Raw genomic sequence first — 14,379 nt, forward strand, 5'->3', positions numbered from 1 at the left:
TGGGCATCGGACGATTTTAACCCGAATTCTAAGACCGCGGAAAAGTAACGCAAAGCGTCTAACTTGAGGTGAGTTCGATTGAAATATCCATTCCGTTTCCCAAGGGATCTTGAACCTGCAAAAAAATCAGACCATTAGGAGAATACGCTATAGTGCCAAAATGGTGAAGTCATAAACTGTAAACATAGACTGATGATGAAGATTTTTCAGGATGGAAAGAGATTGTTAATGCATAAATCGGGTATAAATTAGAAAAGAACACAGTTCTCCGACAAATTTTTAGGGATTTTTCAATTGGAGTACTTGTAAATACAGCTCTGCCCAAGGGACATTACTTGGCGAAAAGAGATTGGTCCACCGGCTTAAACAATAGACTGGAAAACATATACAAGCCATTTTTCCAAACCTTAAAATCATGTGCTCCCGGTTCAATGCTATACATATGGGGAACATCATTTTTCAGCAAATACTGATGGGTTCTTTCACTAAACCGGATCAAATTATCGGCGTCACCGCAGGAAATCCAAAGCAGCTTCAGTTTTTCCTTGGCTTCACTTGGGTTGGGAAGCAATATTTCCGGTTCCTTGGTATTCGGTGCAGCAGAAAAACCACCAACCCAAGCGAATTGGTCCAAATTGCCCAACCCAAAATTGAGGGATTGCCCACCGCCCATTGATAAACCTGCAATGGCACGACTTTCCCTATCTTTTATCACTGAATATTTTTTTTCGATAAAAGGGATTAAATCATGCAACAGATCTTTTTCAAAGGTTGCAAAGGCTTGGACTTTCTCGGGGTCCATGATATTACCAATAGCCCTGTCGTCTTTCATGGCGCGCCCATTGGGCATCACCACTATCATGGGCTCCATCTTTTTGTCCGCTTGAAGATTGTCCAAAATCACCTGAGGATTCCCACCGTTTAGCCACTCCTTTTCATCCCCACCAATCCCATGCAAGAGATACAAAACAGGATATTGTTTGCTTTCTGAATAGCCGGGAGGCGTATAGACCAAGGCCTTTCTCGAAACGCCAACGGTTTTCGATTGATAGGTGACTTTATCAATACTTCCGTGGGTGATTCCGGTTCTCTTGACGTCAAAGCCCTGAGGCGCCTCTAACCCCAAATCTTGGCTTTGGACATGTGAACTGATCATAAAGAAACCAAATAGTAAATAAATTATTTTTCTCATTGTGTTGCTTATTTTTTTTGAAGGTGATCCAAATTCTGTTTTTAAATTAATCTGCTCGCTAGGATAGTTTGACTGTAAAATTCAAGTAGCGTAAAGATTATTCCTTTAGTCCAATCCTACAACCCTTGCTTGGTCCAAGAGAGATCTATTCAGAATAAAGAAACCCTGGCAACAAATGGCCTTGACTACCAATTGATCAATCGCTGAAGCGGAGATCCAAGATGTAAGGTCAATTAAAACTCAAATGCCCAAAACGACGCCAATATAGCATTTACAATTAAATGAATCCTCAAATTCCAATCTCATTTCCTGAATGAACAGCCGGGTTGGTAATGAAACATCTTTCTCTCCTGTAGAAAGATGCTTATCCGCAGTTTCCATTTTTAAAATCTCTACTTTTGCACCCTTGAAAGTTTAGGAGCATGGAGAAGGAAATAGAATCTGGCGAATCAGTGAAGATCAGCCAAGGACAAATAGAACAGTGCATTGCGATTCTGGAGCAACTGAATGCAGATACGAATCAGATTTTTGACATTCCGAAAGAGCAAAGGGTGGCTTTGCTGATGGCTGCCGGTAAATTTTCCCGCCCGAGCAAGGAGGAATTGAAAAAGCGGAAAAGAGGCGCTAAAAAAGTCAATCAAAAGAAAATTGCGGCCATTGCTATTCAAGCCCGCAATGCAACGGGGATTCGAAGTGCACGGGAAGCATCCATTTTTATCGCGCCGGCCATGTTGACATTGACGGGTGACGAGGCCGAGAAAGCTGTCCTCCTCGATTCTCCCCGGGAATGCTATGTCTGCAAGGCTTCTTACAACAGACTCCACCATTTCTATGACACGATGTGTCCCGAGTGCGGGGATTTCAATTATGCCAAACGCTTCCAAAATGCAGATCTTACCGGGCAAGTTGCCTTGGTGACCGGCTCCAGGTTGAAAATCGGATACCACATCACGCTGATGATGTTGCGGGCCGGAGCAACCGTCATTGCCACTACCCGATTTCCGGTGGATTCAGCCCTGCGCTTTGCCAAAGAGCCCGATTTTAAGGAATGGGCAAGCAGATTGAAAATCCATGGCTTGGACCTGCGACATATTCCCAGTGTGGAAATTTTCTGCAATTTTATCGAGCAGCAATACGACCGACTGGACATCCTGATCAACAATGCCGCACAAACGGTAAGGAGACCTTCAGGATTTTACCAACACCTGATGGCCAATGAAATCCTGGAACTGAAAGACCTTTCTTTGGATGCGCAGCACCTGCTTTCAGATCATGGCGCCTGCCTGCAGGAACTGAAGACATTGAGTCAGGGATATTCCGAAGGCGAATACAAAAACCTGCCGGTTTCCTGGCATGGAAAGCAGCTGGGCATAGGCCTGAGTTCCTCTGCCAAGCTGACCCAGATTCCTTACAGCATAGACGATTCGATCAGTACGGAGGAGATTTTTCCCCTTGGCAAGCTGGATGCAGACTTGCAGCAAGTGGACCTGAGGAAAACGAACAGCTGGCGGCTGAAACTTGGAGAAATCCACACCAACGAGATGCTGGAAGTGCAGCTGGTCAATTCCGTGGCTCCATTTGTCTTGTGCAACAGGCTGGTCAATTTGATGAAAAGAGAGAATACCGGCAAGAAACACATCATCAACGTGTCCGCCATGGAGGGTAAATTCCACCAGTTCCACAAGGAATCTCGCCATCCGCATACCAATATGGCCAAAGCCGCTTTGAACATGATGACACTCACAGCAGCATCCGACTTCGTGAAGTTCGGGATCTATACCAATGCCGTCGATACCGGCTGGGTGACCGACGAGGATCCTGCAGACCTTGCGCGTATCAAGCAGGAATTGCATGATTTCCAGCCTCCCCTCGACATTGTCGATGGTGCAGCGCGGGTGATGGATCCACTTTTTGACGGCATCAATACCGGCAAACATTGGTGCGGAAAGTTTCTGAAGGATTATAAGCCCACGAGCTGGTAGCACCGGGAAATATGACCAGAATTTTCAATTCTGGTCATTTGTAGGTCAAGATTATAAATCTTGACCAGCCGACGCTATTCGATATATGAAATGTTGCATCCAGACACAAGCGATTTGTAATCCCCTAAGCTGAAGAGGACCATTATTGCCATTTTTTGAAAATCTGGATGCGAGATTTTAAATGTAAGACAGCGGGAATTTCAATCTCCCATCAAGCCAAAACCCCCACGCATCCGAAGCCCATCGCATTCTTGCTCCCAAACCCGCCGTAATACCCGAGCTCCTGAAGGATCGGGGAAGCTTTCAGCTTGAAATCGAACTGATAACCGATGACTTTGATGGGTTTTTCGCTGAAGGATTTTAGGGTGATTCCTTTCTTTTTTGGCTTACCTATGAGCGAAAAGGAAATTTCGGGACAGTAGCTGTCCAGATCTTTCAAACCGACGACCTCTGGATGAAAGCTCAAAAATCTTCTGAGCAGATTGGTCTTAAAAACGCAGGAGTATCGTTCGTCCTCTGGCGAAAGATAATCCGCTCCTCCATCTTTTCGGACAGCACTCAAAAAAACCGGGGAAAGGCAACTGTATTGCATTTCATCCGAAAAATAAACCGGGGCTGCTGCTTCAATCCGCACAACCTCATAATCCACCTGGCTCAGCTTGTCGCCCAATCCTATCTTTTGGTTTAAAAACAGACCCCTGATGAATCCTTCCGCTGCCCGATCCACAGCAAAGCGGATATCCAAAGTGACATTTGTTCCGGTATGTTCCAACCTGTTGAATTCAGGATGGATGATAAAATTATCGAATTTCAACAAGGAGAAGGTAAAAGGTTTATAATGCTTGTTTTCGTATTGATAACCCTCAAAATGAAGGAATTGACTGTATTCCGCATCCGCCTGCTCCAAAACCTTATAAATGGCGGAAGACAATTCATATTGATAATTCAAAGGCAAAAACCCACTTTTCCCAATCCTTTGTAATTGAAGTAAAAATTGCATCTGTTATGTTAAATAAAACGCTGTAAAAATAAATTCTGAACTGCTGTATTTGTCCACCTCCTCGCACATCTTTATGTGCTTCTCAATGCCCCATTGCCAAGCTCCACGTTGCGGCAACAACCAATTTATTCCTCATCCATAAGAAAGCGACTGACAACTTGTTTTCCCTAAAACAGTCTGGAAACGCCAACAACTTAGTACAAAACCGATCCGACTGCAACAAATTGACGCTACCTGTCTCGATAAATTTCGATAAAAGACTAAATCTTTCGTAATGCAAAGTAGACATTCCGTTCTTAATAAAAAATACCTGAAACAGGGTATTTTTCAACCCCATTTACCTGTTTAATCTTATATAAAATCCATATATCTATATTTTTCGTTTTTCACAGGATTATGAAAAATTCCAAGCCACAAAAAAACCGATGATTTCCATCATCGGTCCTTTTCTAAAGCTTATACCCTTTCGAGACTAAATAAACTGGTTCAAAATGTTTTCATACCGCTCCTGCTTTCCGCTGGTTTGCTTGGGTTCCCCAACTGACAAGGCATGTGCCCTAAGGTCTTCCAGTTTGAGTTTACCGGTTTCATACTCCTTTCCTTTGCCTGCGTCGAAAGAGGCATATCTTTCCTTTCTCATCGACTTGTACTCGGATTTTTCCAGGATTTCACTGGCAATCAACAAGCCTCTTGCAAAGGCATCCATGCTGCCGATATGGGCATGAAACAGATCTTCCATGTCGGTGGAATTTCTTCTCAGCTTCGCATCAAAGTTTACACCACCCCCTTGAATACCGTCACTTTCCAGGATCACCAACATCGATTCGGTCAACTCCTGCAAGTTGATCGCGAACTGGTCGGTATCCCAGCCGTTTTGGTAATCACCACGGTTGGCATCGATACTGCCGAGCATTCCTGCATCCACCGCTACCTGCAACTCATGTTGGAAGGTATGACCTGCAAGCGTGGCATGGTTGACTTCCAAATTCAACTTGAAATCCTTGTCCAATCCATGCTGCTTCAAAAACCCGATGACAGTGGCTGCATCGTAATCATACTGGTGTTTGGTAGGCTCCATCGGCTTCGGCTCGATCAGGAAGTTACCTTTGAACCCTTTGGAACGTGCGTAGTCCCTGGCCATGGTCAGGAACTGGGCAAGATGTTCGGTTTCCCTTTTCATGTCGGTGTTGAGCAAGGACATGTATCCTTCTCTCCCACCCCAGAACACATAGTTCTCTCCGCCAAGGGCGATGGTAGCATCTATCGCGTTCTTTACTTGCGTACCGGCCCAAGCCACCACATCAAAATCAGGATTGGTGGAAGCACCGTTCATGTACCGTGGATTGCTGAACACATTGGCTGTGCCCCAAAGCAATTTCACACCGGTTTCTGCCTGCTTTTGCTTGGCATATTCCACGATGGTTTTCATTCTATGTTCGTATTCGGCGATATCAGCGCCTTCGTCGATCAAATCGATGTCATGGAAACAATAATAAGGCGCTCCGATTTTGGTGATGAATTCAAATGCCGCATCCATTTTGTCTTTGGCACGTTGGATAGGATCGGCGGCGGCATCCCAAGGATGTACGATGGTACCGGGACCGAATGGATCTCCGCCATTTCCGCAGAAGGAATGCCAATAGGCAATGCCAAATCTGAAATGGTCCTTCATGGACTTTCCTGCGATGATTTTGTTTTCATCATAAAATTTAAAAGCCAAAGGATTCTTGGAATCCCTTCCTTCAAACTTGATCTTTTCGATGTTTGGGAAAAATGTTTTCGACATGGTTAAATAGGTTTTGTTGTGATAGACCGAAGACCATCTTGGGCTCCGGATATTGTTTGTTGTATAAAATTATTGTTTTGACAAGATCGCTGGCATTTCCTGATCAGCTCCGCACCTTCTCCAGCGCACTCAGCCAGTTGGCGTACACCTCGGCATATTGAGCGACCAATTTCGGTTCTGGGTCGAGGGAGGCGAGTTTTTCCAGACCGCCAAAAGCCTCTTTCGGAGAAGCATAAATTCCCGCTCCGATTCCTGCGCCCCTAGCGGCTCCCTGAGCACCATCGGTGTCATAGAGTTCCAGCGAAACCTGGTTCATGTTGATGAAAGCCTGCCTGAATAGTGGACTCAAGAACATATTTGCCCTTCCCGCCTTGACCGTTTTCATGTTCATCCCCATTTCCTTCATGATGTTGAAACCATAGGTCAGGGCGCTGACGATTCCTTCCTGTCCAGCCCTGAGCACATGTCTCTTGTCGTGCTTCAATAGATTCAGACCTGAAAGATGGGCACCAAGGCCTTTGTTTTCCATGATCCTTTCCGCTCCATTGCCGAAGGGGATGAAATTCAATCCTTCTGCACCAACCGGAACTTCCGAGGCCAAAACATTCATTTCCTCATAGGAAATGCTTTCGCCACCAAGTATTTTTTTCAGCCATGAATTTAAAATCCCGGTGCCGTTCACGCAAAGCAAGACACCATAACGGGGGTTTTCCTGGCGATGATTGACATGTACAAAGGTATTTACTCTTGATTTCGGATCATATACCGCTTGTGTACTTACGCCATAAACAGTCCCGGATGTTCCGGCCGTGGTGGCCAGTTCTCCCTCTTCCAAGACATTCAATGAAAATGCATTGTTGGGTTGATCACCGGATCTGTAGGTCACGGGTACACCTGCTTCAATGCCCAAAAGTGCAGCGACCTTTTCAGTCACTTTTCCCTGTTCGGAAAAAGAAGGAACTGCCTTCGCCAAAATAGAGGCATCAATGCCATAATGGTCAAGCAAGTTTTGGGAAAGGCCATTGGCTTTGAAATCCCAAAAGATCCCTTCAGAAAGACCTGTCTCAGAAGTCAGGATTTCTCCCGTAAGTTGCATGGCGACAAAATCACCGGGGAGCATGGCCTTATGAATCCTTGCATACTTCTCAGGTTCATTTTCTTTGACCCATTTGAGCTTGGAGGCAGTAAAATTTCCCGGGGAATTCAAGAGATGGGGAAGACAAAAGTCCGCTCCCAATTCCTGAAAAGCTTTGTTTCCGATTTCCACCGCCCGGCTGTCACACCAGATGATGGAGGGGCGGATCACTTCCTGGTTTTTGTCCACCAAAACCAAGCCATGCATCTGGTAAGAAATCCCGATTGCCTTCAGTTCTCCTTTTTGGATATGGCCATTCTTCACAATGGCTTGGGTGGTCTCCACGATGTATTTCCACCACATCATGGGATCCTGTTCGGCCCAGTCTTTTTGTGGTGCATCGATGGTCATTTCTATCTTGGGCAAACCCTCTGAGACAACGACTTTACCGGAATCAGCATCCAATAAAGTGGCTTTTACCGAAGAACTCCCAATATCATATCCTATTAATAATCTTCTCATTTTAAATTGTTCATTTTACCAGAACACGATGTATAGTGCTGCTGTAATCCCTACAATGATAAAAGCACCAATCTTGAAAGCTGTACTGGTTTGGAACAGGTCTTTGGAGATTTCAATGCTATTTGGATGGTCTTTGCCTTTTCCTTCTACCAAACTGATGATAATCATCAAGGAGGCTAGAACCAAGAAAACAACCCCCATCCTATCCAGGAATGGAAGATTTGGGAAGCCTATTTTGAGCACAACCGAAAGCGGAATGCTCAATGCTGCTGCTGTCAAGGCCGCATTGGAAGTGGTTTTTTTCCAGAAAACCCCGAAAAAGAAGATGGCAAAAACACCTGGACTGATAAATCCGGTATATTCCTGGATAAACTGGAAGGCCTGATCCAATTGTCCCAATGCCGGGGCAACAAGTGCAGCCACAATAAACGCAACTGCCGCGGTAATCCTTCCCACTTTTACTTGCTTGGTTTCAGACGCATTCTGACCAAAATATTTCTTGTAAATGTCCATGGTGAAAATCGTGGAAGTACTGTTCGCCATCGAAGCAAGCGAAGAAACAATCGCAGCAGTCAAGGCTGCAAATGCCAATCCTTTCAAGCCCGTAGGCAACAACTGCAACAAGGTAGGATAAGCCCTATCCGATTTGATGATGCCTGTCACAGGATCTTTCATCGATTCGACAAACCCTACATCAATCCCATTCTGTACAATCACAAATGCTGCAATTCCTGGAATAACGACGATCAAGGGCATCAACAATTTCAGGAAACCTGCGAAAATCATCCCTTTTTGCGCCTCATCCAAATTCTTTGCCGCCAAAGCCCTTTGGGTGATGTATTGGTTAAATCCCCAATAACTCAGGTTGGTAATCCACATGCCCCCGACCAAAACGGAGATGCCGGGAAGATCTTGATAAGCATCCCTTGTGCCTCCCTGTCCGTCAGGAATCATCATTTCACCTCTGGAAAGGATCATGGAGAAATGTCCGGGAACTTCATTTCTCAACAAAGTAATTCCATCCCAAGCGCTGCCCGATCCCACCATCGTCAATGCGATGTAGGTCGTGGCCAATCCACCCGCAACCAAAAAGAAAACCTGAACGACATCTGTCCAGGCAACTGCCTTCAAACCACCATAGATGGAATAAACCATGGCAAAAGCCGCTAAACCAAGGATCCCGTAAACCATTGGCACATTCAATATCGTGTTCAAACTTAAAGCACCCAGATAAAGGACAGAGGTCAAGTTGACAAAAACGTACAACAACAACCAGAAAATGGCCATCGTGGTCCTAACCCTTGTATCGTATCGGTCAAGCAAAAATCCAGGCATTGTATAAATACCCTTTTTCATGTAAATCGGCAGGAAGAAAATCGCAACCACCAACAAGGTTATCGCCGCCATCCATTCGTAAGTGGAAATGGCCAAACCCAGGGCAAATCCAGAACCCGACATCCCGATAAACTGCTCAGCAGAAATGTTGGATGCGATCAGCGATGCCCCTACAGCCCACCAAGGAAGTGCTTTAGAGGCAAGGAAATAATCCTGTGAGTTTTTGACATGGCCTTTTTTCTCCCTGGAGACAAAAAGACCCATGCCGATAATGAGTAGGCAATACCCTATGAATACTGCTAGGTCTAAAGGTTCTAATAACATAAGTAAACGAGGTTGGGGTTATTTGATTTTGAGAATTTCAAAGATAAACTTTTCAAACTATGATTTTGAAGTTTTTTGATAATTATGCTGGACATTCCCATACGATCTTAAACAAAACCTTCTCTTTATAAGGGAAAAAAGGAGGTGCTCCCAATATAATCGATTCATTTTTTATTTTTAGTTTGTTTTTATTTCACTATCCCAACAATACCATAGATTTGCTTGAATTGAAAATCTCTTAAAATACTGGACGCTAATGCTTGAAACCCACAGGTGAATTGCTCTCCAACCACAGTTTTGTACCCTCACAGACCTGAAGACAAGAATTTGAGAAACAAATAGAAATGCCTATCTCATAAGTCTGTTTCTCCTCAGACCAGATTTCTTGTATTCCACCCGTATGGTGCATTGCCCATTCAGTACCAGCCTGAAATCCCTTGATGATCAACGTTCCTTTACAATTTTTGGCGTCATGCTCATATCTTCAGGAATTAGTCTTCCAGTGATGTGAATTTCTTTCAGTTTCGACCCCATTTGGAAATCCAATGCATATTTCGGGGTTTATTGGTTCTGGGAGGACAAAATCCCCAACTCCAATCCTCTCAGTTCTGCCAGCCCCTTCAATCTTCCGATGGCCGAATAGCCGGGGTTGGTGATTTTTTCGAGGTCATCCAGCATTTGATGTCCATGATCAGGTCGGAAAGGGATCGGCTCGGAACGTTCTTGGTTGAGCCGCACCAATTCCCGCATCACCGTCACCATATCCACATCGCCTTCCAAGTGGTCCGATTCATGAAAATTTCCCAAAGCATCCTTTTTCACATTTCGCAGGTGGGCAAAATAAACCCTGCCTCCAATGGTCCGCAATATTCTGGGAAGGTCATTGAAAGGTCCAGCACCCAATGAACCTGTACAGAAGCAAATGCCATTGAAAGGTTTATCCACCTCTTCGAGTATCCATTGGAGATCTTCGAGGTTGGAGGCGATCCTAGGCAGACCCAAAATCGGGAAAGGTGGATCATCGGGATGCAGCGTCATCTTGATCCCTTCTTCCTCACAAACATCTGCAATGGATTCCAGGAAATAAGCAAGGTTTTTCCTCAAGCCCAATTTCCCGATGGGCCGGTAAATTTCCAGGCTTTCCCTAAGGGATTCCACACTGACGCTGCCTTCGGTGGGCACGCCCATGCAGACGACTTCTTCGAGTTGTCTTCTTTTTTCATTGTCAAATTCGTCCAGCCTTTTTAGCAGTTCCGCATTTATTTCGGGGGAGTAACTTTTTTCTGCCCCTGCCCTTTTCAATATATGTTGGTCAAAGAAAGCAATGTCCGTCCAATCAAAATAAAGTGCCTTTGCCCCATTGGGCAACGCATAGGCAAGGTCCGTTCGGGTCCAATCCAAGACCGGCATGAAATTGTAACAGATGGTTTTGAGTCCACAAGCAGCAAGATTCCGAAGGCTAATCCGGTAGTTTTCCAGATAGTGCTCCACATCCCCATTTCGGGTTTTGATGGCTTCGTGAATCGGCAAACTCTCCACGATCACCCATTCCAAACCAGCAGCTTCGATCATGTTTTTGCGTTCCATGATCTGATCTTCTCGCCAGATTTCTCCATGTGGCAACTGATGCAAAGCGGACACTACGCCCGAAGCGCCAGCCTGACGGATATCGGACAAGGACACCGGATCATTTGGTCCGTACCAGCGCCAAGATTGTGTTAACTTCATAGAACCTTTTTTATTGATCATTCTAAAATCTTACTTTATACTTTTTGTGTTTGCCCAAGGAAATCTTGACAGCCATGCGCATTTGACTATTCCCTGGATTCATTTTGCTGGCAGATTCAAATTGCATTTTTACCCTTCATCTTGGATGCAATTGTTGGAAGCGTTTCCCAATTGGATCAAGACCGTTTTTCCAGGAATTGACCCTGACAAGCATTCCTCCTTTCAAGCCACTCCATCAAATATCAGCTACGATCGTGGTGATGGAGTTTTGGGTGATTTTGATGGAGGAATCCGGACTAAGGTTTTTGATTTCTTGAAAGTAAATCCCCTCGGTACTCTGAAACCCCTTAAGACCACTTACCACTTTGTCCTTCACTTTAATTTTGTAATCCAATTCCCGCGAATCGGGATTGAGAATCACATAGGTGATTTGGGTTCCCGCAGGGTTGATATAGGCAGACACCTCCAGGGAAGTGATGCTGGAAGTCACCTCAATCCTCCGATATCCCTTGTGGATAAATTTAGAGAAATGTTTGATCAAATGATAGTAACCGGTGGTATTGTAATTTCCGGAGGCATCGATATTGATCAAGGGGAAATCTGTCCGGTTGGGATCACCCCAGACCAACTCCCAATAAACATAGGCCGAAGCATTGGCCAATGTCAGGGACCTGTGGATGAATCTTCCGGTCTTGAACCAAGACATATTGGAATATTCCGTCATGATATTGGGTTTGTTGCCAAATCTGGTTTTGATATCTCCCAACCATAGGTCTGTGTGCTCGATCTGTGTGCCCTCGTTGAAGTTGTAGGGATGCCAGCCATAATGGGAAATGTAATCCTTCTGGGCAAGGAAGGGCATGAAATTGCTCCAAGCGGTTTGGTTTTCGGTTTCGGGACCTATCAATTTCGGGACTTCCGCTCTGTTTTTTATTTTCTCCCAAACACTTTCGATGGCTTTGTCATAGCCTGCCATGGCTTCATTTTCTGTTGCGGCCCATGCGCAGGTTGTCCAGCCAGCGTTGACATAACCCGGTTCATTCTGGATGCTCAGGTAATCCGGCGAAAAGGCAATATTGTCCAAAATATCTTCCCAATATTGGGCAAACTCGGTGTACATAAACCGATCTCCATCTTTTCTCAGCGTTCCTTCCCTTAAATTGTCATTGCTTTTCAAGGCTGCTGGAGGTCCCCAGGAAGACAGCATGACTTCAATATCCGGGTTGCGGGTTTTGGCTTTTTCATAAAAAACATTGGTGGCGTTGAACATCGTGAGGTCACCGTTGCTGACCATTTGTTCCGGCGATTTATTGTTGGGATAATCACTTGGGTAGTACCAGTTTTTTAGCCGGAGGATATCAATTTCCAAATCATCAAAAATCAATGCATAGATTTCCTCCGATTTGGGACTGGAAACGATCCGATCACTCCACCAGGTCAATGCTCCCCCAAAACCGATCATTTCCTGATGGGTCACGTTGGGATTGGCAAGGATATCAGCGGTGGCAGCAGGTGGTGAAGTTGGGCTTGGATTGGGTGCTGGATCCACGGAGATTTCGGCGCCACAACCCACGGCGCCCAGGGCAAGAATAAAAAAGAAAGTATTTATTAAACTAAACTTCATGTTATATTGATTTTAAAAATAGAAAAACAGCAGATGACTTTGTGAACCCCCGGAATGATCAAATACGGAGGATTAAACCCTTGTTGTGCATTGCCAATTCTATCCCTCCAATTGCTCCAATTTCCTGCCCTACGGCCGTGACAAGGTTGATTCGGCAATGGGAAGATGGTCAATTGGTACGATTTGCGCCCATAAACTTGAGGAAATCGATTTATTTTTGCAACCGATTTCATATTTTTATTTTATAAAAATTCAACAGCGGTTCAATCCTTCCAATTTCTTGAAATTAATAATTGGAATTTTGTTCCGTTATCCCACAAAACAGACGCTATTTTCAGTTTTTAAGATCGTTTAAGTAGAATTGACAATATTATCATCCTGGACAATCAAGCTTGACTTCTAAATCCCAACAGAATTGGACCGAGTTGCAGCATAGCTTTTAAGACTTTAAATTCATTGCGCTCCATAAAAACCCTAAAACGATTTGCCGACAGAAAAATAATAGCTTTCTTTTATTCACTTTATAAACTCAAAAAATTGAATTGAGATCAAAAACAAAATAATAAATTTAATACAACCGATTTCATATTTTTATTTTGAAATAAAATTAAAATCAGATACTTTTGAAAACCACGCTTTTTCCCAGTAAAGAAGGAAAAGCGAATATTGAATAAAAAAGGTATCTTGATTTACCCAAGAGAATGCAATCAAAATCAATCAGGCACATGCTCCCGATAAAGCATTCCAATCAATAACCATGGAAAAAGAAATAACCATCTACGACATCGCAAAGGACCTTGGTGTATCCCCCACCACCGTCAGCAGGGCCCTCAATAACCATCCGGCCGTCAAGGAAAAAACAAAAATGAGGATTTTTGAGGCAGCACTGAAAATGGGCTATCAATCCAATGTTTTTGCCGCCAACCTGAGGAGCAAAAAAACACACAACATCGGTGTGATTGTGCCCAGACTGAACAGCAGTTTCCAATCCTCGGTCATCGCTGGAATGGAAAAAGTGGCAACAGATGCGGGATTCAACCTGATCATCAGTCAATCCCTTGAATCTTACGACAAAGAAATAGCCAATGTCCACACGATGTTTAACAGCCGGGTAGATGGACTTCTGGTCTCCTTGGCCGCCAACACCGAAAAGATCGACCACTTCAAGCCATTTATGAAAAAAGGCACTCCCGTTCTTTTCTTTGACAGGATCGCCGAGTGTGAGGATTGCACTGGAGTCACCATTGACAACATCCAAGCTGCTTACAAAGCCACCAACCATTTGATAGAGCAGGGTTGCAAAAAAATCGTCCATGTCCTTGGCAATATCAAAATCAACGTCTATGCGGATCGATTGAAAGGTTATAAATACGCACTATTGGACAAAGGCCTTGCCTTCGAAGACGCATTGGTTATCTACTCCGACCTCAATGAGGAAGCGGGAGAAGCTATAGTCAAAAAAATCATGGCTTTGAAACCATTGCCGGACGGCTTGTTTGTGTCTAACGATGCCTGCGCGGCGAGCTGCATCAGACACCTTAAACTGGAAGGGATAAAAATCCCGGAAGACATCGCCGTAGTTGGTTTCAACAATGACGTCATTTCCAGATTGATCGAACCCAACATCACCACGGTTAACTATCCCGGATTTGAAATGGGAGAAGTGGCGATGAAAAACCTAATCAATCATTTGGAAGGGCAAACAATAGGGATTCTTACCAATACCAACAAAATCACCCTGAGATCAGAACTGATCATCCGGGATTCCTCGAAACGAAAAAAAGAACAGTAAAATACATCAACCCAAACGA

Annotated in this window: 8 protein-coding genes and 1 pseudogene; 2 read left to right on the top strand and 7 right to left on the bottom strand. The window is 44.5% G+C overall.

Annotated elements, in window-relative coordinates; translation table 11 throughout:
* Nucleotides 1-334: 334 nt before the first annotated feature.
* Nucleotides 335-1,192, bottom strand: a pseudogene (locus F824_RS0113035) (alpha/beta hydrolase); the annotation flags it as partial.
* Between the two features lie 422 nt (nucleotides 1,193-1,614).
* Here F824_RS0113035 and F824_RS0113040 point away from each other — a divergent pair.
* Entirely contained in the window at nucleotides 1,615-3,174 is a 1,560-nt protein-coding gene (locus tag F824_RS0113040; RefSeq protein WP_019598346.1) for an SDR family NAD(P)-dependent oxidoreductase, read from the top strand.
* A 211-nt stretch (nucleotides 3,175-3,385) separates the two neighbouring features.
* On the opposite strand, the gene cas6 is transcribed toward F824_RS0113040, so the two are convergent.
* The 6 genes from cas6 to F824_RS0113085 form a co-directional block, all read right to left on the bottom strand.
* Complete coding sequence (gene cas6, locus F824_RS0113045; RefSeq protein WP_019598347.1) at nucleotides 3,386-4,174, bottom strand: CRISPR-associated endoribonuclease Cas6; 789 nt, start codon at nucleotides 4,172-4,174, stop codon at nucleotides 3,386-3,388.
* A 472-nt stretch (nucleotides 4,175-4,646) separates the two neighbouring features.
* Nucleotides 4,647-5,960, bottom strand: a complete 1,314-nt coding sequence (xylA, locus tag F824_RS0113055) for a xylose isomerase (RefSeq protein ID WP_019598349.1) — start codon at nucleotides 5,958-5,960, stop codon at nucleotides 4,647-4,649.
* A 103-nt stretch (nucleotides 5,961-6,063) separates the two neighbouring features.
* Nucleotides 6,064-7,557 (bottom strand): xylulokinase, encoded by a 1,494-nt coding sequence (locus F824_RS0113060; RefSeq protein ID WP_019598350.1) that lies wholly within the window; start codon nucleotides 7,555-7,557, stop codon nucleotides 6,064-6,066.
* A gap of 15 nt (nucleotides 7,558-7,572) precedes the next feature.
* Complete coding sequence (locus F824_RS0113065) at nucleotides 7,573-9,216, bottom strand: sodium/sugar symporter (protein ID WP_026333696.1); 1,644 nt, start codon at nucleotides 9,214-9,216, stop codon at nucleotides 7,573-7,575.
* 561 nt (nucleotides 9,217-9,777) lie between these two features.
* Nucleotides 9,778-10,944: a mannonate dehydratase gene (gene uxuA / locus F824_RS0113070; RefSeq protein ID WP_033405356.1), complete on the bottom strand. Its 1,167-nt coding sequence runs from the start codon at nucleotides 10,942-10,944 to the stop codon at nucleotides 9,778-9,780.
* A gap of 235 nt (nucleotides 10,945-11,179) precedes the next feature.
* Nucleotides 11,180-12,568, bottom strand: a complete 1,389-nt coding sequence (locus tag F824_RS0113085; protein ID WP_019598354.1) for a glycoside hydrolase — start codon at nucleotides 12,566-12,568, stop codon at nucleotides 11,180-11,182.
* Between the two features lie 757 nt (nucleotides 12,569-13,325).
* Here F824_RS0113085 and F824_RS0113100 point away from each other — a divergent pair.
* Nucleotides 13,326-14,360 carry a LacI family DNA-binding transcriptional regulator gene (locus F824_RS0113100; protein ID WP_019598357.1) on the top strand — a complete coding sequence of 345 codons (1,035 nt, stop codon included), beginning with the start codon at nucleotides 13,326-13,328 and terminating at the stop codon, nucleotides 14,358-14,360.
* The last annotated feature ends 19 nt before the right edge of the window (nucleotides 14,361-14,379 follow it).

The sequence above is a fragment of the Rhodonellum psychrophilum GCM71 = DSM 17998 genome (assembly GCF_000381545.1).
In the GTDB taxonomy this organism is placed as follows: Bacteria; Bacteroidota; Bacteroidia; order Cytophagales; family Cyclobacteriaceae; genus Rhodonellum; species Rhodonellum psychrophilum.

Excerpts from the sequence above, each read along its gene's own strand:
- F824_RS0113040 (WP_019598346.1), top strand. The coding sequence starts at position 1,615 with ATGGAGAAGGAAATAGAATCTGGCGAATCAGTGAAGATCAGCCAAGGA.
- cas6 (WP_019598347.1), bottom strand. The coding sequence starts at position 4,174 with ATGCAATTTTTACTTCAATTACAAAGGATTGGGAAAAGTGGGTTTTTG.
- xylA (WP_019598349.1), bottom strand. The coding sequence starts at position 5,960 with ATGTCGAAAACATTTTTCCCAAACATCGAAAAGATCAAGTTTGAAGGA.
- F824_RS0113060 (WP_019598350.1), bottom strand. The coding sequence starts at position 7,557 with ATGAGAAGATTATTAATAGGATATGATATTGGGAGTTCTTCGGTAAAA.
- F824_RS0113065 (WP_026333696.1), bottom strand. The coding sequence starts at position 9,216 with ATGTTATTAGAACCTTTAGACCTAGCAGTATTCATAGGGTATTGCCTA.
- uxuA (WP_033405356.1), bottom strand. The coding sequence starts at position 10,944 with ATGAAGTTAACACAATCTTGGCGCTGGTACGGACCAAATGATCCGGTG.
- F824_RS0113085 (WP_019598354.1), bottom strand. The coding sequence starts at position 12,568 with ATGAAGTTTAGTTTAATAAATACTTTCTTTTTTATTCTTGCCCTGGGC.
- F824_RS0113100 (WP_019598357.1), top strand. The coding sequence starts at position 13,326 with ATGGAAAAAGAAATAACCATCTACGACATCGCAAAGGACCTTGGTGTA.